The 20,838-nt window shown below is 71.1% G+C and carries 22 protein-coding genes and 6 pseudogenes; 10 read left to right on the top strand and 18 right to left on the bottom strand.

Features of this window, described 5'->3' with window-relative positions; genetic code table 11:
• Positions 1-346: 346 nt before the first annotated feature.
• The 3 genes from ACZ49J_RS28025 to ACZ49J_RS28015 form a co-directional block, all read right to left on the bottom strand.
• A complete protein-coding gene (locus tag ACZ49J_RS28025) occupies positions 347-781 on the bottom strand; it encodes a DUF2267 domain-containing protein (RefSeq protein ID WP_467452540.1) in 435 nt (144 codons plus the stop codon).
• A gap of 77 nt (positions 782-858) precedes the next feature.
• A complete protein-coding gene (locus tag ACZ49J_RS28020; RefSeq protein WP_467452539.1) occupies positions 859-1,242 on the bottom strand; it encodes a DUF2267 domain-containing protein in 384 nt (127 codons plus the stop codon).
• Positions 1,243-1,359: 117 nt separating this feature from the next.
• Positions 1,360-1,800, bottom strand: a complete 441-nt coding sequence (locus tag ACZ49J_RS28015; protein ID WP_467452461.1) for an Hsp20/alpha crystallin family protein — start codon at positions 1,798-1,800, stop codon at positions 1,360-1,362.
• A gap of 134 nt (positions 1,801-1,934) precedes the next feature.
• On the opposite strand from ACZ49J_RS28015, the gene ACZ49J_RS28010 reads away from it, so the two are divergent.
• On the top strand, positions 1,935-2,630 hold the full coding sequence (locus tag ACZ49J_RS28010) for a type III effector protein (RefSeq protein ID WP_467452460.1): 696 nt from the start codon (positions 1,935-1,937) through the stop codon (positions 2,628-2,630).
• 239 nt (positions 2,631-2,869) lie between these two features.
• Here ACZ49J_RS28010 and ACZ49J_RS28005 read toward each other — a convergent pair.
• The 4 genes and pseudogenes from ACZ49J_RS28005 to ACZ49J_RS27990 form a co-directional block, all read right to left on the bottom strand.
• Positions 2,870-3,034: pseudogene (locus ACZ49J_RS28005) on the bottom strand (IS5/IS1182 family transposase); the annotation flags it as partial.
• Positions 3,035-3,122: 88 nt separating this feature from the next.
• Positions 3,123-4,937, bottom strand: a complete 1,815-nt coding sequence (gene uppS / locus ACZ49J_RS28000; protein ID WP_467452459.1) for a polyprenyl diphosphate synthase — start codon at positions 4,935-4,937, stop codon at positions 3,123-3,125.
• 60 nt (positions 4,938-4,997) lie between these two features.
• The gene (locus ACZ49J_RS27995) at positions 4,998-5,837 is read right to left on the bottom strand and encodes an ABC transporter permease (RefSeq protein WP_467452458.1); all 840 of its coding nucleotides are present in this window, start codon (positions 5,835-5,837) and stop codon (positions 4,998-5,000) included.
• On the bottom strand, positions 5,834-6,436 hold the full coding sequence (locus tag ACZ49J_RS27990; RefSeq protein ID WP_467452457.1) for an ABC transporter ATP-binding protein: 603 nt from the start codon (positions 6,434-6,436) through the stop codon (positions 5,834-5,836). Before ACZ49J_RS27990 ends, ACZ49J_RS27995 begins: the two co-directional genes overlap by 4 nt.
• A 1,157-nt stretch (positions 6,437-7,593) precedes the next feature.
• Between ACZ49J_RS27990 and ACZ49J_RS27985 the strand changes: the two genes are divergently transcribed.
• Positions 7,594-8,538 carry a hypothetical protein gene (locus tag ACZ49J_RS27985; protein WP_467452456.1) on the top strand — a complete coding sequence of 315 codons (945 nt, stop codon included), beginning with the start codon at positions 7,594-7,596 and terminating at the stop codon, positions 8,536-8,538.
• A gap of 158 nt (positions 8,539-8,696) precedes the next feature.
• Here ACZ49J_RS27985 and ACZ49J_RS27980 read toward each other — a convergent pair whose 3' ends face one another.
• A complete protein-coding gene (locus tag ACZ49J_RS27980) occupies positions 8,697-9,632 on the bottom strand; it encodes a LysR family transcriptional regulator (protein ID WP_467452454.1) in 936 nt (311 codons plus the stop codon).
• A 261-nt stretch (positions 9,633-9,893) separates the two neighbouring features.
• On the opposite strand from ACZ49J_RS27980, the gene ACZ49J_RS27975 reads away from it, so the two are divergent.
• Entirely contained in the window at positions 9,894-10,463 is a 570-nt protein-coding gene (locus tag ACZ49J_RS27975; RefSeq protein WP_468350596.1) for an AMIN-like domain-containing (lipo)protein, read from the top strand.
• A 171-nt stretch (positions 10,464-10,634) separates the two neighbouring features.
• Here the strand turns inward: ACZ49J_RS27975 and ACZ49J_RS27970 are convergent, their stop codons facing one another.
• The 3 genes from ACZ49J_RS27970 to ACZ49J_RS27960 form a co-directional block, all read right to left on the bottom strand.
• Positions 10,635-10,907 (bottom strand): hypothetical protein, encoded by a 273-nt coding sequence (locus ACZ49J_RS27970; protein ID WP_467452452.1) that lies wholly within the window; start codon positions 10,905-10,907, stop codon positions 10,635-10,637.
• A gap of 110 nt (positions 10,908-11,017) precedes the next feature.
• Positions 11,018-11,359, bottom strand: a complete 342-nt coding sequence (locus tag ACZ49J_RS27965) for a lyase family protein (RefSeq protein WP_468350593.1) — start codon at positions 11,357-11,359, stop codon at positions 11,018-11,020.
• A complete protein-coding gene (locus ACZ49J_RS27960) occupies positions 11,323-11,628 on the bottom strand; it encodes a hypothetical protein (protein WP_467452450.1) in 306 nt (101 codons plus the stop codon). Before ACZ49J_RS27960 ends, ACZ49J_RS27965 begins: the two co-directional genes overlap by 37 nt.
• A gap of 133 nt (positions 11,629-11,761) precedes the next feature.
• Here ACZ49J_RS27960 and ACZ49J_RS27955 point away from each other — a divergent pair, with 133 nt between their 5' ends.
• The 3 genes from ACZ49J_RS27955 to ACZ49J_RS27945 are packed head-to-tail and all read left to right on the top strand — an operon-like array spanning position 11,762 to position 14,571.
• Positions 11,762-13,105 (top strand): dicarboxylate/amino acid:cation symporter, encoded by a 1,344-nt coding sequence (locus tag ACZ49J_RS27955; RefSeq protein WP_467452449.1) that lies wholly within the window; start codon positions 11,762-11,764, stop codon positions 13,103-13,105.
• Complete coding sequence (gene cuyB / locus ACZ49J_RS27950; protein ID WP_467452447.1) at positions 13,102-13,836, top strand: cysteate racemase; 735 nt, start codon at positions 13,102-13,104, stop codon at positions 13,834-13,836. The genes ACZ49J_RS27955 and cuyB overlap by 4 nt, the downstream gene beginning before the upstream one ends.
• Before the next feature lie 48 nt (positions 13,837-13,884).
• A complete protein-coding gene (locus ACZ49J_RS27945; RefSeq protein WP_467452446.1) occupies positions 13,885-14,571 on the top strand; it encodes a GntR family transcriptional regulator in 687 nt (228 codons plus the stop codon).
• 16 nt (positions 14,572-14,587) lie between these two features.
• Here the strand turns inward: ACZ49J_RS27945 and ACZ49J_RS27940 are convergent, their stop codons facing one another.
• The 7 genes and pseudogenes from ACZ49J_RS27940 to ACZ49J_RS27910 all read right to left on the bottom strand — a co-directional run.
• Positions 14,588-14,830, bottom strand: coding sequence for an SMP-30/gluconolactonase/LRE family protein (locus tag ACZ49J_RS27940; protein WP_467452444.1), 243 nt, complete (start codon positions 14,828-14,830; stop codon positions 14,588-14,590).
• A gap of 4 nt (positions 14,831-14,834) precedes the next feature.
• A complete protein-coding gene (locus tag ACZ49J_RS27935) occupies positions 14,835-14,957 on the bottom strand; it encodes a hypothetical protein (RefSeq protein ID WP_467452538.1) in 123 nt (40 codons plus the stop codon).
• 73 nt (positions 14,958-15,030) lie between these two features.
• Positions 15,031-15,282, bottom strand: a complete 252-nt coding sequence (locus tag ACZ49J_RS27930) for an SMP-30/gluconolactonase/LRE family protein (RefSeq protein ID WP_468350648.1) — start codon at positions 15,280-15,282, stop codon at positions 15,031-15,033.
• Positions 15,283-15,487: 205 nt separating this feature from the next.
• Positions 15,488-16,408 carry a sugar kinase gene (locus ACZ49J_RS27925; protein WP_467452537.1) on the bottom strand — a complete coding sequence of 307 codons (921 nt, stop codon included), beginning with the start codon at positions 16,406-16,408 and terminating at the stop codon, positions 15,488-15,490.
• A 50-nt stretch (positions 16,409-16,458) separates the two neighbouring features.
• Complete coding sequence (locus ACZ49J_RS27920; RefSeq protein ID WP_467452442.1) at positions 16,459-17,079, bottom strand: bifunctional 4-hydroxy-2-oxoglutarate aldolase/2-dehydro-3-deoxy-phosphogluconate aldolase; 621 nt, start codon at positions 17,077-17,079, stop codon at positions 16,459-16,461.
• A gap of 49 nt (positions 17,080-17,128) precedes the next feature.
• A pseudogene (dgoD, locus tag ACZ49J_RS27915) lies at positions 17,129-18,271 on the bottom strand (galactonate dehydratase).
• A pseudogene (locus ACZ49J_RS27910) lies at positions 18,252-18,734 on the bottom strand (FadR/GntR family transcriptional regulator); the annotation flags it as partial. The pseudogenes dgoD and ACZ49J_RS27910, both read right to left, overlap by 20 nt.
• A gap of 111 nt (positions 18,735-18,845) precedes the next feature.
• Between ACZ49J_RS27910 and ACZ49J_RS27905 the strand changes: the two are divergent.
• The 4 genes and pseudogenes from ACZ49J_RS27905 to ACZ49J_RS27890 all read left to right on the top strand — a co-directional run.
• Positions 18,846-19,115, top strand: a pseudogene (locus ACZ49J_RS27905) (beta-galactosidase); the annotation flags it as partial.
• A 67-nt stretch (positions 19,116-19,182) separates the two neighbouring features.
• A pseudogene (locus ACZ49J_RS27900) lies at positions 19,183-19,817 on the top strand (beta-galactosidase); the annotation flags it as partial.
• Between the two features lie 74 nt (positions 19,818-19,891).
• Entirely contained in the window at positions 19,892-20,401 is a 510-nt protein-coding gene (locus ACZ49J_RS27895; protein ID WP_467452441.1) for a beta-galactosidase trimerization domain-containing protein, read from the top strand.
• 125 nt (positions 20,402-20,526) lie between these two features.
• Positions 20,527-20,838, top strand: a pseudogene (locus ACZ49J_RS27890) (hypothetical protein); the annotation flags it as partial.

The following is a 20,838-nucleotide window of genomic DNA, read 5'->3' as shown; positions in this document are numbered from 1 at the left end:
GCTCCCACCTCTGCCTCGCAACCGGTGCCCCGTCGTGCTCGCCGCGTGTGGCGAAGAGGTCGGAGCTGCCGCTGGACAGGGCGGCGTTACGGCCGGTGGGGTGTAGAGGCGGGGTGCCGCCTCACTGTCGTAGTTCGCCATCGGCCACGACATGCGCCGCTACCGCGACCACTACCGCTACCGCTACCGCTACCGGCGGCAGGACAAAGCCCACCTCCAGCACGTCCTGCCCGCCGTCGTCGTCACCATCGAGCGCCCCAGCGGACTGCCGCCGACCGGGGAAGCGCTCGGGGCGCCGGCACCTCGGGGGGTGGCCGGGGCCGGCGCCACAAAGCCCCGGGCGGGTTCAGGCGGCCGGGGTCAGTTCGGCCTTGCCGAAGAGGAGGGCGAAACCCGGAGGGAGTTGGGCTAGGGCGCGGGTGAGGAGGTCGGGGCCGGCGAGCTGGGCGACGACGGCGAGGACGGTGCCGGCGTCCCAGCGGGCGGTGGCCGGGGTGCCGCCGGTGTGGGTAGCGAGGTCCTTCACGAAGCCCCAGCCGGTGAGTCGTTCGGTGGCGGGGATCTGAGCCGTGAGGATCCGGGCTGCTTCGCGAGGAAGCCGGGCGGCGAGTTCGACGCGTTCGTCGCCGGTGAGCTGCCGCCCCAGTGCGGCGAGCACGTGGCGCACGACTTCCTCGGCACGGTGACGGGTGGGGTACGCGCCTTCGTATCGCACCCTTTCCAGCATCTGGTCGTACGACATGGCCGGTGCGGGCCGGGCCGGTGCGGACTCGGGGAACATCGGGGACAAAGTCGCCTTTCCGGTATGGGTGTTGTTGGCCGGTGGGGTCATGGGCGCCTCGTGCCTGCGTCTCATGCCTACTGAGGCGCGCCGAACAACAGGTCGTATCCCGGGGGGAGTTGAAACAGGGTGCGGCGCACGAGGTCCTCACCCGCGGCTTCGGCGACCACGCTGAGGACGGCGCCGACGTCCCATCTCGCGGTCTCTTCAGTGGCTCCTTCGATCCAGGCGGCGGTGGCTCTGACGAACCGCTCCGGGTCCAGCGGTTCGGCGGCCTGCAGCGGGTTGAGCAGGATGACGGCGTAGGTCTCGGGCAGCCGGGCGGCGAGTTCGGCGCGCTCCTCGCCTACCAGGTGAGCGCCCAGCAGGGCGAGGACGACGCGGGCCGCCCTGTCCGCCTCTTGCCGTGAGGGGTACTCGCCGCGTTCCTCTACGGCTTCCAGGAACGCGTCCCATCTCATCTGCACCACCGTGCTCCCCTTTCAACGGTCAGACGCGCGGAGGGCGACCGAAGGGGACGGCCGAAGGAGGGAGGGAATCCCGCCCTCCGCGCGCGGTCCGGGATCCGCAGGCGCCGGTCAGCCGCTGATCTCCTTGCGCCCGGTACTCCCTGCAGCGCTGATCGAGATCTTGCGCGGCTTGGCGCGCTCGGCGATCGGGAACCGCAGGGTCAGGACGCCTGCGTCGTAATCGGCCTTGATGTGGTCGACGTCCAGCGTGTCGGCCAGCACCACCTGGCGGGAGAAGACGCCAAGCGGACGCTCTGACAGCTCCATCTGCACGTTGTCGGCCTGGGCGACCGGGCGGCGTTCCGCCTTCACGGTCAGCATGTTCCGCTCGACGTCGATGTCGATCGCGTCCGGCAGGACACCCGGCAGGTCCAGGGCGATCACGTACTCGTCACCCTCCCGGTATGCGTCCATCGGCATCGGGGCCGGCCGCGACCAGGTACCGGACGGGCCGAAGAGCTGCTGGGCGAGACGGTCGAACTCACGGAACGGGTCGGTGCGCATCAACATCGGTGAACACCTCCAGTGCTTTTGGCAGTACCTGCCAATGCGCTTCACCTCACTTCCGTTGTAGCATGTCATCGGAACGATGACAAACTTGATGTCGTCGAAACAATGACGCGACGGATCCCGGAGGAGACCTCATGTCAGCAGCCGAGGCAGCCGACCGGACCACTCGGGGCCGGCCGCCCGAGGGCAGAAGGACCGGACCCACCTCGTTCCTCGCGGCAGCCGCCGCGCTGAGCGCCATCGACGAAGCACTGCACGCCGCCCACGCCGCACAGGACGACGAGCCGTCCGGGACGGATGCCGGTCCCGAGCAGGTCCTGGCCTCGCTCCTGTTGCTGCGCGAGGTCCGCGAGCGGCTCGCGGGATGGGAGACGGGCCTGATCGAATCAGCCCGGGAAGCCGGAGCCAGCTGGGCCGACCTCGCCGGCCCCCTCGGCGTCGCCAGCCGACAGGCAGCAGAGCGCCGCTATCTGCGGCTGCGCCCCGGAGCCACCGGCACCACCGGCGAGCAGCGCGTGAAGGCCACCCGCGATCGCCGCGCCGCCGACCGCTCCGTCACCGCCTGGGCCCGAAACAACGCCGCCGACCTGCGCCGGCTCGCCGGCCAGATCACAGCGCTGACGGACCTTCCCACCGCGGCACGCCCCTTCATCCGCCGCATCGACAAGGCCCTCGCCGCCGACGACGCCGCCCGTCTCATCACTCCTCTGACCGAGGCCCGGCCCCACCTGCAAACCGCCCACCCGGATCTCGCCGCCCGTATCGACGCCATCACCGGCCACACCGAGCAACTGCGCCAGAACAGTGACGCTCGGCGCCGCAACACCTGACAGTCGGTCATGGCGTGGCTGCTGCCCAGGGGATGAGCGCATCGCGCATCCGCGGGAGGCGGATCATCTGGGCGACTGGGCCTCGTGTATGCGGTCACGGCAGTCGCGGACAGGCCACGACGGTCGTACCGCGCCGGCCGGCATGACCCGCGTCCAGTCGGACGGCGGCCGTTCGGCGTGTGCGAGGCCGGCGAGAGCACGTGCCGCCCTGGTTCTCATCGACTGGCGCCCCATCCGGCCTCCCGGTCCGGCAACGGCCTGCGGCCCGGATACCGGAAGCGCCGTCGACGCCGAGGTAGCAGCGGTAGCAGCGGCTCAAGCCGGTCCCCAGCTCGTCCGACATGTTCCACGGTGATGTCCCCCGCGCCGGATCGAAGGCTCAACTCCTGTCCTGGACGCGACAGCCAGGCCAATCCACCTCATGGTGTCAGCGGCTGTCAGGCCTGGCACGGCCACTCGCTGCGCCTGCTTCGCCCAGGACACCTGGACCGCTTACCTGGCCACCTGCCGCCTGGCGCCCGCCCCTCGCCCAGTGGCCGAAGCTGAATGTGGCGCTGCGGTTCCGTACCGGCGCTGACGGTTGCCGTATTCGGTGATGGCTCGCCACAGGTCGCGCCGGTCGACGTCCGGCCAGTAGTCGGACGTGAAGTGGAGTTCGGCGTATGTTGCGTGCCAGGGAAGGAAGTTGGAGGTGCGCTGCTCGCCTCCAGTGCGCCACAGCAGGTCGACGCTCGGCATGTCGGGGAAGGACAGGTGACGTGCGACATCGTCCTCGCTGATGAGGTCGGGGTCCACGTCGCCGGTCTTCGCCGCTCGGGCGAGGGCTGCGGCAGCGCGGGTGATGTCGTCTCGGCCACCGTAGTTGAAGCAGAGGGTGCAGGTCAGGCCGGTACGAGCGCGGGTGGTGGCCTCCTTGTGCCGCAGGGACTCGACGAGGTCCACCGGCAGTCCCTCCGGACGGCCGGACCAGCGCATGCGCACGTCGAGGTCACGGAACGGGTCGTTGGCCAGTTCCTTCTGCAGGGTGTTCATGAGGCCCGCTACTTCCTCCATGTCGCGGCTCCAGTTCTCGGTGGAGAACGCGTACACGGTCAGGTGGGACAGGCCGATCTCCAAAGCGCCGTAGACCATCTCGTGCAGGGCGGCGACGCCGGCACGATGGCCTTCGGAGCGGGGCAGGCCGCGGTATTCGGCCCAGCGGCCGTTGCCGTCCATGATGACGGCGACGTGGTCCGGCATGGCTTCGGGGCTGATCCGCGGGGGCCGGCAGCCGCTGGGGTGGCCGGGCGGCTGCCGGAACGTCGTCGCGTCAGGCACCAGGGGCGCCGTTGCACGGGGTCCGGTTGCCATGGGTCGTCGTGGAGTGGAGGGAACGGTGACCGGGGTCAGGCTCCAGGCCAGGGCCGACCGGATGCGCGCGGGGACGAAGATGCGTGCACGCGCCGCCAGCGAGGGACGCGCCTCGGAGCGCAGCAGGGCCGGGCCTGCCGCCTCGACGGCGTCGAGCTGGGCGAGCAGCAGATCGGCCAGCGCCCTGACCACGGTGGCGAGTCCCGGGTGCATGCCGTGGGTCAGGCTGGGCTGGGTCACCCAGCGGCGGGCGATGCTGGTCAATTCGACGACCAGCGCCGCCGCTTCCTCGGTCCACCGGCGGTGCCGCAGGTCGTCCTCGGCCCCGGGGAACTGTTCCATGAACTCGCGAGGAAGCAGGAGCCCGGCCTCGTCCAGGTCGGCTGCCAGGTCGGTGAGGGTTTCGACGAGGCGGGCGCCGTCGAGGAACCGCTCGTAGCTCACCTGCCGGTCCAGTCGGAAGACCACCGGCACGCCTGCCCGGCTGAGCAGGCTCCGCACCAAGTCGAAGGTGGGTACGACATGACCGCGGCTCCAGTCGCGCCACTGGGTCCAGTCGTCGAAGTGCCGGTGGTGGGCGTCGTCGAGAGACACGAGCATCCCGTCCCGGAGAGGGGACACGTCCACATGCCACCGGGTGGCGGTGTCCACCAGGGCGAGACGGATCGGGTCAGTGCTCGTGCCGGAGACCAGATCGGCCTCCAGCGCGGCAATCCAGGCCTTGGCCCGGGCGGCCCGCTCGGCTGCCGCGGCCTCCCGGTCGTCGATCAGATCGTCGATCGCCGACACCGCCGCCCAAAGAGCCCAGCCTGCCGGGTGCAGCGCGGAGGGCAGCAGGCGGATGAGAGCGTACGTCTCGGGATCCTGCCGGCGTGCCATGCGGCGGCACAGGCGATACGCGGCCCGCAGCTCGGTGTCAGCGCGTTCTTGGGACACGGCGTCAGGGATTCGGGGCATGTGTGTGCGACTCCCACTGAAGGCACGGTACCGGCCGGCAGGGATGGGTGCTGTAGTGCGTCAACTCGCCGCTGAGGTACTGGCATCGGCTGCCTGATCCCGGGATCGGCGAGGTCCCGGCAGGTTGGGCCCGATTGCCCGTGGCAGGGCGTTGCGGGTGCGGCCGTGGAAGGCAAGCAGAGCAACGAGCCCGGCTCCGGCGAACCAGCTGAGCTGGATGGCGACATGGCCGGGCACGTCCGCGGTGGAGAAGCCGGCGGCGGTGCTGGCCTGCATGGCCCCGTAGGAGGGCAGGAAACGGGTGACGGGGCTCTCGCTTCCGGAGCTGGTGATCGGGTTCTGCAGGCCGAGGTCGATGATGCTCGTCATCAGGATGGCGAACATGCCCTCGACCTCCCGACGCATCACGGCGCCGAAGCCGACGCCGAGGACGCCGTAGGTCAGGGCGGCGCCGAAGAGGGCGACGGCGAGCAGGACGGGCTGGCGCGGTGTCCAGATCAGGCAGGTGACGGCGGTGGCGTAGGCGGACACGGCCGCGGAAGCCACGGCAAGAGCGGCGACCTTCGCCAGGACGAGATGGGCGCGAGGGTAGCCGGCCATGGCCAGGCGGCGGTCGAAGTCGTGACCTGAGAACGTGGCCGCGAACATCATGAACCCGGTGATCAGGGTGACGGCGTTGAGCGCACCGCTGATCTCGGTGATCTCGTTCCCTCGCGGAGCGAGCATCTCTCCGGTGGCCCGCAGTCGCATCCTTGCCGGGGAGTCGGGCATGACCAGGTACGCCAGCATGGTCCACAGCGGGATGAACACGGCGACCAGCACCATCGCGAACTGGTTGCGCACATGTTCGGTTACCGCGTACCGCGTCGCGGTGGTGAACAGCGCCAGGTGTCTGCTCATGCCGCGACCCCGGTGGGCTGGAGCTTCCCGTCCCTCAGCCGCCACAGTTCGTCCAGCCGCTCGGCGTCGTAGGCGAGGTGCGAGATGACCAGGACCGAGCGACCGGCGTCGCGCAGCCGGGCTGTGAGTTCCCAGAAGCGCTGGTAGGTGTCCCAGTCGAAACCCTGGTAGGGCTCGTCCAGCAGCAGCACCTGCGGATGGTGCATGAGGGCCAGGGTGAGGTTCAGCTTCTGCCGCGTCCCGCCGCTGAGCACTCCGGCTCGTACGTCGGCGTATTCGGCGAATCCCAGGACGTCCATCGCCTCCTCGGCATGGCCCAGGTCGGCCAGGCCGAAGGCGGTCTTGAAGAACTCCAGGTGCTGCCGGACGGTGAAGGCGTCGTTGAGGACGGCGTGCTGCGGGCAGTACCCGAAGCGGCCGCTGTGCCGGACAGTGCCGCGACGGGGGCGCAGCTGCCCGGAGAGGATCCTGAGCAGAGTCGACTTGCCCGCACCGTTCTCACCGACGATTCCGACCAACGCGCCGGGCGGCAGATCGAAGTCGACGCCGCGCAGCACCACGCGCCGACGGTAGGAGTGATGCAGGTCGCTGACCTTCACGCGGTCGCCCCACCGACGATGCCCACGGCCACCAGCGCGACGCCCACGTCACACACACTCCGGTGCCCAGGAATCCTCAAAGCCCCTCCAGGCAGGTCGTCTGTGAGTAACCGCGCTCCACCGAGAGCAGCAACAGGGCCGCGATGTAGGCGAGTTGCTGACGCCCCACTTGAGCGACACGCAGACCATACAGCCGCAGAAAGGATGATTTGGGTGCCAGTAAGCCAATCCCCTCGATCGGGTGACAGCGGAGTGCGGCCCCTCCCCTCCCTGGTCCGACCGGAGCTGCCCGATACGCCGCCGCTCCGCCCCGTCCGCCCTGCCCGATCGCCGGACCGGGCACCATGCGGGACGCGCCGCGAGGGTGAGCACACCGGGCCCGACAGTTCCGTCTTCCGGGGACTGGGTGGCGGTATCCCCGATGATGGGACCGCTCTGGCAACGGCTCGAGGAACAGGGAAGGTGCGCACATGGCGGGGAAGGCCGGCACACGGCAGGAGGATCACGTCGAGGGTCGGGTATGGACGGTGCGCCTGGACCCCTACGGCCGTCCTTCCGATGGCGTGGTGAGGCTGTCCTGCTCCCGTCCGGCCTGCGCCGATCAGCGCTTCACCGACGGCGCCGCCGCGGCACGCAAGGCCGCGATCGGGCATGTCAACACGCACCTGGCCCACATCCGCGCGGGCGGGGGACCGCGCAGCGAGGCCGGGTGCGCCTGCCGCGCCGCCGGCTGCACGTGGCACGCCTTGGATTCTGTCGCCGAACGACGGAGCGGGACGCGGCCGGCAGCGGATGGGGTGCGGTGTGGGGGCCCGGTGGTGCTGACGGTGTATGGAGACAGGGCCGGAAGATTGTGGCGGATCGTGGAGATGTGCGCGCGCTGCGCTGCCGCCACCCCCGACTGCCGCGTCCTGGACACCGCCACGCCACCAGCTCGGCCGGGCCGGGCGGCGGGCGAGCCCACTGCGGAGCGGGAGTCCGCGAGCGGCACGGCCAGGGCTGATGTGACGGCGATGTTCTCCGAAGGTCCCTGCCCCCCTGCCCACGCCGCGTCTTCCCTGGCCCTCGCTCCGAGGCCGGTACCTCGTGCCCGCGCCACCTCGCCGGCCACAGCGCCCCGGCGGACCAAGCGGTGGGGCAAGATCGCGCAACGGATCGTGCCGCAGGACCTCGAGCCCGACGTTCTGCGGGAGGAACTCATCGAGCTGGGCGATGCGTTCCGCGCCTATCAGCAGCGCGCGGAGCCCGACCTCGTCCTCCTCGCCGAGCTCCACGAGCGCAAGGCCCGCGCGTTCGGTCTCTGGGCCGACGTGAGTGGTGACAGTTCCCTGCGCCACGAGGCGCACCGGGCCGAGAAGGCCGCGCAGACCACCCGCGAGATGCACGAGAACCGTGTCGGCGGGCCCGCCGGTGACACCGCGGGCGGGGACGGGCCGGTGGTGGAACGGCTGCTGACCCGGAACCAGGCCGTGCACGCCCGCGCGGTGCTCGACTACGCCGCCGCCCAGGCCCCGCGCCCGGAGGCCGAGGTGCGCCTCGCGGTCCTCATGCTCACCCTGCGGGCCGCACGCGCCGGCACCGGGAACATCACCGGTCAGGAGCTGGTCGGCTGGCTCCCCGAAGATGCCGAGCGGGTGCTTCAGCAGCTGGTCTCGGCCGACTGGCTGCGTCTGCCCGGCACCGTTGCCGAGGTGATGGCCTCCCGGTCCGAAGACCCCACCGCCATCACCGTCCCCACGCTGCTGCCCGAGCAGCCCCGCCCGTTCGACTTCGGCAAGGCGACCCGCGCGAGGATCTCCGGCTGGGCCCAGAAAGTCGTGGGTGACCGGAAGATCCGCAAGAAGAAACTCGGTGCCGCCACACGGCTCCTGGCTCTGTACACCGCCGCCCACATCCGCCCCGACGGACGCCTGGGAAGCCCTGAGGACGGTGGGTTGCACCTGGACCGCGTCGCCGCGTTCTGCGCCCTGTCACCCGATCAGGTCGCCGAGCACGCCAACCGTCTGCTCACCGCGGACTGGCTCACCGAAGCCGACACGACCGGCGAACAGCTGCGCGGGCAGCTCACCGAGCGCACTCTGCCCCTCGGCGGGCTGCTGTAAAGCGCCGGTCCGCTGCACGACGTCGTCCGTCCGGCTTCCGTAGGTCGCGGAGTGGCGGGTCGGCCGGGTCCGCTGGTGGACCTCGTACGACCGCCCGAAGTGACGCGCACCGTTGACCGCCTGCGTCCCGGCAGGGCCGGCAGCGCGGGCGGGGCGGTTCAGCGCGGAATCACCCAGCCCGGTGCCCAGGTCCCGGCGGTGTCGTGGCCAGCCGTGGCGGCAGCGAGGTGGGTGCGGAGGGTGGCCAGCGCTGGGTGCGGGTTGTCACGGTGCCAAAGGAGCGAGTGCGGGTAGACGGGCGTCGGGTCGGTCACCGGGATGCGGCGCAGGCCGTGACCGGCGGGCCAGATGAGGCGGGTGTGCTCACCCATGAAGGTGGCCAGGGCCGGGTCGTCGGCGACGGTGTCGAGGAGCGCGTCTGAGCCGAAGTTGGGGCCGGTCGCCTCGATGGTGAGACCGAACTCGGAGACGAGGTCGTCATAGTAGGCCCCCCACTCGGTACCGGGGACGACGCCGGGCATCCAGATCCGGTGCCCGACGAGCTGAGCGACGGTCACCGACCGGGCGCCCGCCAGCGCATGGGCGGGGCCGGTGAGCAGTTGGAGCGGCTCGTCGAGCACCCGGACGGACGCGATGTCCTCGGGAAGGGGCAGACCGGGCGCGGCGACGGCGCGGAAGGAGGCGTCGATCGCACCGGAGCGGATGGCGGCGACGGCCGTCTCGATCTCGAGCAGCATCACCACGTCGAGGTCGGTCTCGGGGTACGCGTGGTGGAAGCCGCGCATCAGGCCCGACTGTGCGCCGCGCGAGGCGATCACGTCGACGCGCAGCGGACGGCGGCCGGGGCGCACGGAGGCGACCGCGCGCTCGGCGACGCGCAGCAGTTCGCGCCCGTGGGGCAGGAACGCCTGGCCGTCGATGCTGAGTTGAGCGCCGTGAGGGGTGCGGGTGAACAACCGCGCACCGAGGCTGTGCTCCAGCGCGGCGATGCGCTTGGAGACAGCCTGCTGGGTGATCGACAGGTCGGCAGCGGCTTTTTGGAACTGGCCGGCCTCCGCGACGGCGAGGAAGGTGCGAACTGCTTCGAGATCCACGCCGGTCCACCTTAGTGAACAGCAGAGCCGTCGGCCGCTCACATCCCCGTCAATGGGGCAGCCGCCCGTGACCGGGCTGGAAGCTCGCGCGGCCTACGACTTCCGCACCCTGCGAATACGAACCGATCCGCTCACGCCGACGCAGCCACCCGGTCCCTCCGCGAGGTTCCCAGGTCTTCGAGGATCTCGACTTGGTGCAACCGTCAGACCTAGCCGACCGTCTCCCCTGATATCGGATATTCGCACACTTGGGGGAACAGGATGACAAGAAGCAGGGCAGTCTGGGTGACCGCGGTCCTTGTGACCGCCGCGCTGGGTGCGGCCGCGGTACCGACCGCGGCCGCACCGGCGGCCGCCGCGCGCGCGGCGGCCGCCTGCCCGACCGGCTGGGGCAGCCTGGACAAGACGAACTGGTCGAGCACGTCGGGCGAGTACATCACCAACGCCAGGACCGGTCGCCACGACTGCTACGACCGGTTCGTCGTCGACGTTCCGGGCGCGTCCGCCGACCAGCTCGGGTACACCGTGCGCTACGTCGACCAGCTGATCCAGGACCCGACCGGCGACCCCATCCCGGTCGGCGGCGGCGCCATCCTGGAGGTGATCGTGAGGGCTCCCGCCTATGACTCCGGCGCTCCCACCTACCCTGGCCAGGCGGGGCAGCCTCTGCCGGGAGTGAACCTCACCGGGTACCGCACCTTCCGGGACGCCAAGTTCGCCGGCACCTTCGAGGGCCAGTCGCAGTTCGGCCTCGGAGTGCGCGCCCGGCTGCCCTTCCGGGTGCTGCAGCTGGACGGACACCTTGTGGTCGACGTGGCCCACACCTGGTGAGCCACCACCGCTGACCAGCGCCGCCGCGTCTTGCCCCGATGGCCGCACCGCCCTGGCCGTCGCCTTCTCGGGGTCACCGGCCGCCTGCCCACGCCGGGGGCAGGCGGCCCGCTCGGATGCCGGCAGGAAGGGTGCTGTCAGTGGTCGCGCAGGACGCGCCGCTGATGTCCCTCATCTGCGGTCCGCACGGCGGCCGGTCCGGCACGTCGGCGGCGGCGTCTTCAAACAGCAGTCAGAAGCCCGACGACCACATGGAACGCCCGGATCCTGTGGTGCCGGCCGCCAGGGGCGCCTCGCGACCGCGCGCCGGATCGTGTCCATTTCCCCGGCGGTGAGCAGGCCGGCTTCGGCGGCGAGGTCGTTGATGGTGCGGCCTGTGGCGAGCGCTCGGCGGGCCAGGGCGGCGCCGGCGGCGTAACCGATGTGCGGGGCGAGCGCGGTCACCAGTCCGATGGAGCGGTGGACGCTGTCCTGGAGGTGCTCGCGGTTGGCGGTGATACGGGACGCAACGGGCGGCCAGGGTGTCACAGGCGGCGCGCAGGTGCCGGAGGCGGTCAGACGCAGGCGTTGCAGGTCTTGGAGAGTTTCACGGCGACGCGTTTGAGGACGCCGGACAGCTGGGCGAAGGCGCCGCGGTCCTGGGTGGCCTCGATGAAGTCGGCGGCGGGCCGGACGGGTTCGCCGCTGATGCCGGCGAGGTAGGCCCAGGCGAGTCCGGCGTAGCGGGGGTGGCCGTTGATACCGGTGCCGATCGCCGTGCCGCCGAGGTTGGACTCCAGCAGCAGGGCGGCGGTCTCGGTCAGCCTCCGGTGAGCCTCCTCGATCATGACGGCGTAGGTGGTTGACTCCCGGCCCAGCGTCATGGGGACGGCGTCCTGGAACTGGGTGCGGCCCATCTTGAGGACGCCGGTGAATTCCACTCGTATGCGCTGATGACCACCTGGGCGATATCCGCCGGCAGGAGCCCGAGATCACGGTTGGCCTGCGCGGCCGCCTGCTTGACCGAGGCAAGTGCGGTGATCAGATCGGGGAACTGGGCGATGGTCGATCCGGTGATCGTGAAGTTCTCCCCGGCCCGCGCGGTATGCACGCCGTAGTACGTCCCGGCGGGTACCTCCCTGCCCCGACCAGGCACGTCGTGCTCCATGCGTGTGCCCTGTGCCATCTGCTGCTCCTCGTCGTTGCCGCCGGACGTCACCCCGGATACCGGCGCGGCCCCCTTGACAGGCCACCGCCTCCGGCATCAGTGTTACCGGCCAACACGCAGAACGCAATATATTGCATTCAGGAGGAGCCTCATGGGCGTCGCGCACACCCATCCCACCAGCGAAGACACCCCACGGACCAAGACATCAGGGTTCTGGCGGCGATGCCTGAAGATGCCGATCGGGATCCAGTCGATCATCGCCGTGGGTCTTGGCGCCCTCATCGGGTCCCTCGCCCCGTCCGCGGGCGAGCAGATGAAGATCCTCGGGGAGGCGTTTCTGAACCTGGTGCAGGTCGTGGTCCTGCCCCTGGTCTTCCCGCTCATCGTGCTGGGCGTCGCCCGCATGGAGTCGGTCAAGAAGGTCGGCCGGATCGCCGGCAAGGCCATCCTCTACTTCGAGATCGTCACCACCGTCATCCTGCTGATCGCGGCGGGCCTGGCCAAGCTCACCGACATCGGCAGGGGCGCCCCGGTCCAGGGGGCCGACGCCAGGGACCTGGACGGGCTGAACCAGGGCATCGACTTCCACGAGCTGATCCTGCACGCCGTACCGAAGAACATCTTCGCCGCCTTCGGCGAGGGCAACCTGCTCGGCGCCATCACCTTCGCCCTCCTCGTCGGCGTCGCCATGGCCGCGATCGGGGAGAAGTCGGAACCCTTCGCCTCCGTCCTGGAATCCGTCGCCTCGGTGATGTTCAAGGTCGTCGGCTACGTCATCCGGATCGCGCCGCTGGGCGTACTCGGCTTCATCTCCTACGACGTCGCCCACTACGGCTTCGGCAACCTGCGCAGCCTGGTCGGATTCATCGCCGTCGTCTACGCGGGCCTGGCCATCGTCGTCGGCGTGCTGTTCCCGCTCATCGCCGCGCTCTACCGCATCCGCTACGCCGCCCTGCTGAGGTCCATCGCCGGGCTGGCCGGGATCGCCTTCGTCACCCGCAGCTCCGAGTCGGTACTGGCCCCACTCATGGGCAAGTTGGAGGCGTTCGGCCTCAGCCGGTCGACGACCTCGTTCGTCGTCCCCCTCGGCTACTCCTTCAACACCGACGGCTCGGTCCTCTATCAGGCCGCCGCCCTGGTCTTCCTCGCCAACGCCTACGGTGCGGACACCTCCCTGCCCGCCCTCCTCCTCATGGTCGGCGTGCTGGTGATCCTCTCCAAGGGCATGGCCGGCGTGGCCTCCGCCTCCATCGTCGTCCTCATCGCCGCCGGCAACTCCATCGGGCTGCCAGCCGAGGGCATCGCGCTGCTCCTCGGCGTCGACTTCGTCGTCGACATGGCCCGCACCGGCGTGAACGTCATCGGCAACTCCCTCGCAGCCGCCGTCATCGACAGCTCCGAGAACCGACGCCACGCCGAACGGGGCAGCCGCGAAACCCCCTCGACCCCCGCCGCGACCGAGGCCGGGTCCCTGCAGAAGGAACCCGCCCGGTGACCACCCGCCCCCTCACCCGCACGGCCACCGGCGAGATCATCGGCATTCTGGGCGGCATGGGCCCGGCGGCGACCGCCGACTTCTACGCCAAACTGGTGTCGATGACGCCGGGCAGCAGCGACCAGGACCACTTCCGTACGGTCATCTGGTCCGACCCCACCATCCCGGACCGCACCCAGGCCCTGCTCGGTGACGGCCCCGATCCGACCCCCTGGCTCCTCAACGGCGGGCGTGTGCTGCGCCAGGCCGGCGCCACCCTCATCGCCATCCCGTGCAACACGGCCCACGCCTTCGTCCCACGCATCGCCGACCACGTCGGCCTGCCGATCGTCCACATGATCGGCGAGGTCGCGGACCACCTCGCCGCCCTGCGGCCGCGGGTGCACACCGTCGGGCTGCTCGCCACCTCCGGAACCGTCCGCGCGGGCCTGTATCAGCAGCAGTTGAGCCACTCCGGAATCAGCCTCGTCCTGCCCGGCCCGGACAGCCAGCACCATGAGGTCATGGCCGCCATCCGGGCGGTGAAGGCCGGCGCGCGGGGCGCCACGGCCACCGTGCCGCTGGCGCGTGCCGCCGGCAGGCTCACGGCGCAGGGCGCGCAGGCGATCGTCGCGGGCTGCACGGAGATCCCGCTCGGGCTGCCGGCCGAAACGGTCGGTGTTCCTCTCATCGATCCGGCGGTCGTCCTGGCTCAGGCCCTGGTCCGCCGGACACTCACCGCAGGAGGATGAGGACGCGCGTACCCCGGACGGGTGGGCGGGCGATGTACTGTACGCAATATGTCACTGGACAGTCCTGTCTCCCGCCGCCTCCTCAGCGACGAGGTCTTCCACCGCCTGCGCGACTCGATCGTGCGGGGCGAACTCGTCCCCGGAGAGAAGGTCAAGGACGGTGAGCTCGCCGAGCGCCTCGGTCTCAGCCGCACTCCGGTGCGCGAGGCGCTCGCCCGGCTCGCCGACATCGGTCTGGTCGAGGCCAAGCCCGGCGTCTACACCCGCATCACCACCCTCAACCGCCGTGACGTCGAGAAGACCCTGGCCGTCCTGCGTTCCCTCGACCAGCTCGCCATCGGGACGGCCGTGCCGGTCATGACCGAGCAGGACCTGGAGCACATGCGCGAGGCCAACCGGGACTTCGAACGGGCCGTCGCCGCCAATGACACCGACGCCGCGCTCGCCGCGGACGACCGTTTCCACGCGGTCCCGATCACCGCCGCCGACAACCCTGTGCTCAGCCGGATCGTCGAACAGCTCCACCCGCAGATCCACCGCATCCTCTACCGCAAGTTCTCCACCCTGCTCGGCGGGCGCAACACCATCGAACATCACGACGAGCTCATCGAGGTCTGCGCGGGTGGCGACGCCCGCGCCGCCGCCGAACTCTCCGGACAGCACTGGTCCGAACTCGGCGGCCACATCAACCAGCTCTTCGACACCAACCAGTTCGCGGAATCCGCGATCGCCTGACAGTCCCCGATCCCACTCACGTTCCAGCGCCGGCGCCCCGCCAGAAGCAGGCAGCCGTTCCCCTGACTGGTGCGGGGAGGCTGAGCACCGCCCCGGAGACCGCGGTCGGGTTCCTCACCCCGTACCGGGCGGTGGTGACGAAGGGACGGTTGTCGCCCGGGTGCAGGCACACGGACGTGGGATGCGGGGCGGGCACGGTCAGGGGGTGGAGCAGGTGGCCGTCGGGGTGGTAGCGGCGAACCGCGCCGGCGCCCCACATCGATTCACAGGCAGCCCTCCTCGTCGACGGTCATCCCATCGGGGCTGCCTTCGCCGTCGCGCAGGCGGACGAAGGTCTCCGGATCGCCGGTGAGGTCACCCGAGACGGGGTCGACCCGGGAGCGCAGGATCGTGCCGGCGGCGGTGTCGGCGACGTACAGCGTGGTGCCCTCGGTGGTGAAGGCCGCCCATTGGCGATGGTCAGGCCGTTGAGGACGCGTACCACCGTGCCGTCGGGGTCCGTACGGTAGATCGAGCCCGCGCCGGGGGTGCCGCGTAGGCCATGCTGCCGGCCCAGAAGCGGCCGCTGGGGTCCGCGACGCCGTCGTTCATCCGGCTGGGGACCGGGGTGCGATCCTCAGGGCGGTCCGGCCATTCCGGCGTGCCGTCGGGGGTGAGCAGTGCGATGCCCGTGCCCGCTGCGGCGATCCACGCGTTCGGCCGGCCTCCCACCGGCGCGACGGCGCCCAAGGGCGCGTCGACCCGGGCCAGTTGGGCCGGTCCGGTGGTGTCGCAGCTCGAGGAGCCGGCCACTGAGGATGTCGACGTACACGTACCGGCCGTCCGTCCAGCGGCCGCCCTCGACGAGCTCGTAGCCGCCGTCCACGACGACTTCCGCCGCCGGGACCGGAGTTGGTGTCATGTTCAGTCTCCTGGCTCAGCGGATGGTCGTGCCGTCCGGCTGGTCGAACAGGCCGAGTTCGTCCTGTGTGGGAAGGCCCTCCCAGTCGCCCCGGGTGGCGACGGCGAAGGCCGCGGTGGTGACGGCCCGGTGCAGACGCGCAGGGGCGGCGGCGCCGGCGAGGAGCCCGGACAGGTATCCCGCCACGAAGGCGTCACCGGCACCGACCAGATCGACCGCGTCGACCTGTCGAGCGGGGCTGTCGATGGCCCCTTCGGCGGTGAAGCTCGTCGCGCCGCGCGCTCCTCGTTTGATGACGACCTCCATGACGCCTGCGGCCAGCAGCTCCTGCACCCCCTCGGACTCGGGCGTGTCGGGCTGTGCCTGCACCAGGGGAAGTTCGTCCTCGGAGGCTATGAGCAGGTCGACGTGGGCCAGCATCGGCCTCAGGACCGTGCGCGCCCGGCCGGCGGACCAGAGCCGGGAGCGGTAGTTGACGTCACAGCACACCGTGATACCGGACTCGCGCGCGGTCGTGGCGGCGGCCAGGACCGCCTCGGCCGCCGACGCGCTGAGCGCCGGGGTGATGCCGGTCAGATGCAGGACGCGGGCCCCGGAGGCCAGCGCGGGCAGAACGTCTGCGGGCGAGACGGCCGAACCGGCCGAACCGGCACGGTAGTAGCTGACGCGGGTCAGCGTGCCCAGGCGCGGTTCGGTCAGGAGCAGGCCCGTGGGCCGGCCGGTGTCGTCGGTGATCGCGTGGTCGGTGTCGACTCCTTCGGCGCGGAGCGTGCGCAGCACCAGCGCACCGAGCTCGTCCGCACCGACCCGGCCCGCCCAGCGCACCCGGTGGCCGAGCCGGGCGAGCCCGATCGCGACGGTGGACTCCGCTCCCGCCACGGACAGTCCGAGACTGCCGCCCAGCCGCAGCGGTCCCTGTGCCCGGAGTGCCGCCATGGTCTCGCCGAAGGTCACGACGTCGGGCGGGGCCTGGCGGTCCGGTGCCGTCACGGCGCCTCCCCTGCGGCCACCCCGCGGAACTCGGACGCGCGGACGCGGAGTTGGTCCAGGTCGCCGCCGTCGGCCGCGTCCCCGACGAGAGGTGAGCCGACGCCGACGGCGAGGGCGCCCCGGTCGAGGTAGTCCCGGGCGGCCCGCGCGTCAACTCCGCCGACCGGCACGAAGGGCACGTCGGGGAACGGGTCGCGCAGGGCTCGCAGATACCCGGGGCCGCCGAGGGAGGCGGGGAAGAGTTTGATCGCGTCGGCGCCCCGTGAGAGGGCGAGTTCGATCTCGGTCGGCGTGAGGGCGCCCATCAGCACCGGGACACCGTACGGCTCCAGTCCCTCGACCAGTGCCGGCGTGACGAGGTACGAGGCACCGGCGTCCACGGCGCGGGCGGCGTCGGCGGCCGAACGCACGGTTCCCGCGCCGAGGAGGGCGTCGGCGCCCAGCGCGCCGCGCGCCTGCCTGATCACGGTCAGGGCGTCGGCGGTGGTCAGCGAGACCTCGACGGCCGCGACGCCCTCGTCGGCGAGGGTGCGTACGGTGCGCAGTGCCGCGGCGGGGTCCTTGCCGCGCACGATCGCCAGCAGGCGGTGGGTACGGAGCGATTCCACCAGGTTCATGGGAGCGGGGTCTCCTTGGACGGGCGTGGGGTGCGGGGTCCGGCGGCGGTCACCATTCGGTGAAGGCCCCGTCGGCGCCCCGCCATACGGTATTGCGCCAGCGATGTCCGGTCTCGGCGGCGCGGCGTACCGCCTTCTCGTCGATCTCCACGCCGAGGCCCGGGCGGGACCGGCGGACGGCGTAGCCGCTCTCGCAGCGGAAGGGCTCGGGGTCCATCACGTACTCCAGCACGTCGCACTGATGGTTGTAGGGGATGCCCATGCTCTGTTCCTGATGAGGAAAGTTCGGTACGGAGAAGGCGATCTGGAGGCTCGCGGCCAGGGCGACCGGGCCGAGGGGGCAGTGGAGGGCCATGGCGACGTCGTACGTCTCGGCCATGGCCGCGATGCGGCGGACCTCGCAGATGCCGCCGGCGTGCGAGAGGTCGGGCTGTGCGACGGCGATGCCGCTGGTCAGTACGGAGCGGAAGTCCCAACGGGAGTAGAGGCGTTCGCCGGTGGCGAGGGGGATGCTCGTGGACTCCACCAGGCTGCGCAGATGGCCCGAGTGCTCGGGGAGCACGGGCTCCTCGACGAACAACGGGTGCAGGGACTCCAGCCGAGGCAGCAGGCGGCGTGCCATGGCGGTGGAGACGCGGCCGTGGAAGTCGACGGCGATGTCCCGTTCGTCGCCGAGCACCTCGCGGACGGCCGCGACCCGTTCGACGACCTCGGCGGTGCGTGCCGGGGTGTCGATCGGCGCGAGTTCGGCCGAGGCGTTCATCTTCACCGCGGTGAAGCCCGCCTTCACCTGTTCCCCGGCCAGCTCCGCCACATCGCTCGGCCGGTCGCCGCCAACCGAGGCGTACACGCGGACGCGCGCGTACGGGGCCGCCGAGGAGGCCGTGCACCGGGACGCCGTAGGTCTTGCCCGCGATGTCCCACAGCGCCTGGTCGATGCCGGCGACGGCACTGGAGAGGATGGGGCCGCCCCGGTAGAAGCCGCCCTTGGTGAGCACCTGCCAGTGGTCCTCGATGCACGGGGGGCCCGGCCGACGAGGTAGTCGGCCAGTTCGTGGACCGCGGCGCGCACCGTCTCGGCGCGGCCCCCGATCACGGGCTCGCCCCAGCCGGTGATGCCCTCGTAGGTGCCGATGCGCAGGAACAGCCAGCGCGGAGCGATGAGGAACGCCTCAAGTCCGGTTATCTTCAAGTAGCTCCCTCGGCAGCGTGTCGTTCGCGACATCGTCGTTCTCTTCCCGCGCCTGTACGGCGGCCAGGTCGTCGGACGCCTGCGCCAGGAGTGACTCGACGGCGGCCACGGCGGCGTCCGGGTCGCCCGCTTCGACCGCGTCCAGCAGTTCCTGGTGCCCGGGGATGGAGTCGGAGTGGTGCTGGGCGTCGTGCACGATCCGGTCGCGCACGCGCAGACCGGCCTCGATGACGACCTCCATGCGGCTGAGCAGTTCGTTGTGGGCGGCGTCCAGCAGGGCGCGGTGGAAGGCGAGGTCTGCCTCGACCATCGCGTCCGCGTCCGTGCCCGCCGCAGCCATCGCGTCGAGCGCCTGCCGCATGGCGTTCAGGTCGGACGGGGTGCGCCGGGCCGCGGCGAGCCGGGCTCCGGCGGGCTCGACTATCGCGCGGACCTCGGCGAGGTCCTCCAGGAAGGCGTCGGTCGAGTAGCGGCCGACGCCCGGCGGCGCCTGCGCCCGCCCGGGATCGCCTTCGGCGGCGACTACAACCCCGAGCAGTGGCCCGAGGAGGTGTGGGCCGAGGATGTCGCGCTGATGAAGGAGGCGGGCGTCTCCCTGGTAACGGCCGGCATCTTCTCCTGGGCGAGGGTGGAACCGAGGCCCGGCGCGTACGACTTCGACTGGTTCGACCGGGTGATGGACAACCTCGCCGGAGCCGGCGTGGCCGTGTGCCTGGCCACCATGACGGCGTCCCCGCCGCCGTGGCTGTCCCGGCTGCACCCCGAGATCCTTCCCGAGACCGCGGACGGCCGGCGCATGTGGCCCGGCGGCCGGCAGCACTACTGCCCCTCCAGCCGCGTCTACCGCGAATACGCCACGCGCCTGGTCGAGCGGCTGGCCACCCGGTACGCCGACCAACCCCGCGCTGGAGATGTGGCACATCGGCAACGAGTACGGCTGCCACACCCCGATGTGCTGGTGCGAGGAGTCGGCCGCCGACTTCCGGCGCTGGCTGTCCGAGCGGCACGGCGACGTCGAGGCACTCAACGACGCCTGGTCGACGGCGTTCTGGTCGCAGCGCTACGACAGCTTCGACGAGGTGCTGCCGCCACGGCTCGCGCCGGCCTTCCCCAACCCCGCCCAGCAGCTGGACTTCGCCCGGTTCTCCGACGACGCGCTGCTGGGGTGCTACCTGGCGGAGAAGGAGGTCCTGCGGCGGATCAACCCGGACGTGCCGGTCACGACGAACTTCATCGGCGTGCACAAGCCCGTCGACGCATTCCGCTGGGCCGCCGCGGAAGGCGTCGTCTCGATCGACGTCCACCAGGACCCGCACGACGAGGACACCCACATCTTGGCGGGGTTCATCTTCGACGTCGCCCGGTCCGCCCGCGCCGGTCAGCCGTGGATGCTGATGGAGCAGGCACCCCGCGCGGTGAACTGGCGCGACCGCAACGGCCCCAAGGCTCCGGGACGGGTGCGCCAGTGGAGCTGGCAGGCGGTCGCCCAGGCGCGGACGCGGTGCTGTACTTCCAGTGGCGCCAGTCCCGGGGCGGCGCCGAGAAGTACCACTCGGCGATGGTCCCGCACAGCGGCACCGGCACCCGCACCTTCCGTGAGCGGGCCGGGAGTTCGCCTCCGTGCCCGGGATCGCCGGCACGCGCTCCACCGCCGACACCGCTCTCCTGCTGGACTGGAACAGCTGGTGGGCCCTGGAACTGGACTCGCACCCCTCCACCGCGCTCCACCAGATGGACATCGCGCTCGCCCACTACCGGCCCCTGTTCGCAGCGGGCATCCGCTGCGACGTCGTACCCCCCGCCGACCTCGACCTGTCCCGCTACCGCCTGGTCGTCGTGCCCAACCCGTACCTGCTCACGGAGCGGGACGCGGGACGCCTCACCGAGTTCGTGCGCGGCGGCGGGCATCTGCTGGTGTCGTTCTTCTCCGGCATCGTCGACGGCTGCGACCGGGTGCATCCGGGCGGGTACCCCACGACGCTGCGTGGCGGACCAGGCGGCGGGAAGCCCAGGCGGCGCGGAGCTCCTCGGTGTTCGCCCTACCTCATCGCCCTGCCCCAACGGCGGAAGCGGGGTGCCGCCAGTCGGGTCACACTTGGTGCCCAATCACCCGATGAGCTCACAAAGTAACCCGAATGCCGACTTCTCGGGTGGTGAGGGGCCGGAATCCCGCTGAGGGTAATCACGTCGCTACTGCGATCCAGTCTGAGTCGACGCCGTGTCGGCTGCGCAGTCGCGACGAAAGGGGTACTCCCATGCGCATTGCCCGGACAGTGTTCGTCTCCGCCGCTATAGCCGCGGCCGTCGCGATCTCCGCTCCCTCCGCGAACGCCATGACGGCGGCCGAGCCCTGGGCGTCGACCGACGGCACTTCCTACGGCAGCGACGAGCACGACAAGTTCATGAACGACGACCACGGCAAGGAAGGCCACGGCAAGGAAGAGCACGGCAAGGACGGGTTCAAGGACGACCACGACAAGAAGGACGACTTCGGCAAGGACAAGCCCAAGGGCGGCGTCCACGCCGGTGGCGGCGGCCTGACCACGAACGTCGCGAACGACGGCGAC

The organism is Streptomyces sp. NPDC030840, assembly GCF_055572015.1.
This window is presented reverse-complemented; position numbering and strand designations above follow the sequence as displayed.

Coding starts and splice junctions, on each gene's coding strand:
- ACZ49J_RS27975 (WP_468350596.1), top strand. CDS start 9,894: ATGACAAGAAGCAGGGCAGTCTGGGTGACCGCGGTCCTTGTGACCGCC.
- ACZ49J_RS27920 (WP_467452442.1), bottom strand. CDS start 17,079: ATGAACCTGGTGGAATCGCTCCGTACCCACCGCCTGCTGGCGATCGTG.
- ACZ49J_RS27995 (WP_467452458.1), bottom strand. CDS start 5,837: ATGAGCAGACACCTGGCGCTGTTCACCACCGCGACGCGGTACGCGGTA.
- ACZ49J_RS28010 (WP_467452460.1), top strand. CDS start 1,935: ATGTCAGCAGCCGAGGCAGCCGACCGGACCACTCGGGGCCGGCCGCCC.
- ACZ49J_RS27945 (WP_467452446.1), top strand. CDS start 13,885: ATGTCACTGGACAGTCCTGTCTCCCGCCGCCTCCTCAGCGACGAGGTC.
- ACZ49J_RS27925 (WP_467452537.1), bottom strand. CDS start 16,408: ATGGCGGCACTCCGGGCACAGGGACCGCTGCGGCTGGGCGGCAGTCTC.
- ACZ49J_RS27960 (WP_467452450.1), bottom strand. CDS start 11,628: ATGGCACAGGGCACACGCATGGAGCACGACGTGCCTGGTCGGGGCAGG.
- ACZ49J_RS28025 (WP_467452540.1), bottom strand. CDS start 781: ATGTTCCCCGAGTCCGCACCGGCCCGGCCCGCACCGGCCATGTCGTAC.
- ACZ49J_RS27955 (WP_467452449.1), top strand. CDS start 11,762: ATGGGCGTCGCGCACACCCATCCCACCAGCGAAGACACCCCACGGACC.
- ACZ49J_RS28015 (WP_467452461.1), bottom strand. CDS start 1,800: ATGTTGATGCGCACCGACCCGTTCCGTGAGTTCGACCGTCTCGCCCAG.
- ACZ49J_RS28020 (WP_467452539.1), bottom strand. CDS start 1,242: ATGAGATGGGACGCGTTCCTGGAAGCCGTAGAGGAACGCGGCGAGTAC.
- ACZ49J_RS27940 (WP_467452444.1), bottom strand. CDS start 14,830: ATGTGGGGCGCCGGCGCGGTTCGCCGCTACCACCCCGACGGCCACCTG.
- ACZ49J_RS27965 (WP_468350593.1), bottom strand. CDS start 11,359: ATGGGCCGCACCCAGTTCCAGGACGCCGTCCCCATGACGCTGGGCCGG.
- uppS (WP_467452459.1), bottom strand. CDS start 4,937: ATGCCCCGAATCCCTGACGCCGTGTCCCAAGAACGCGCTGACACCGAG.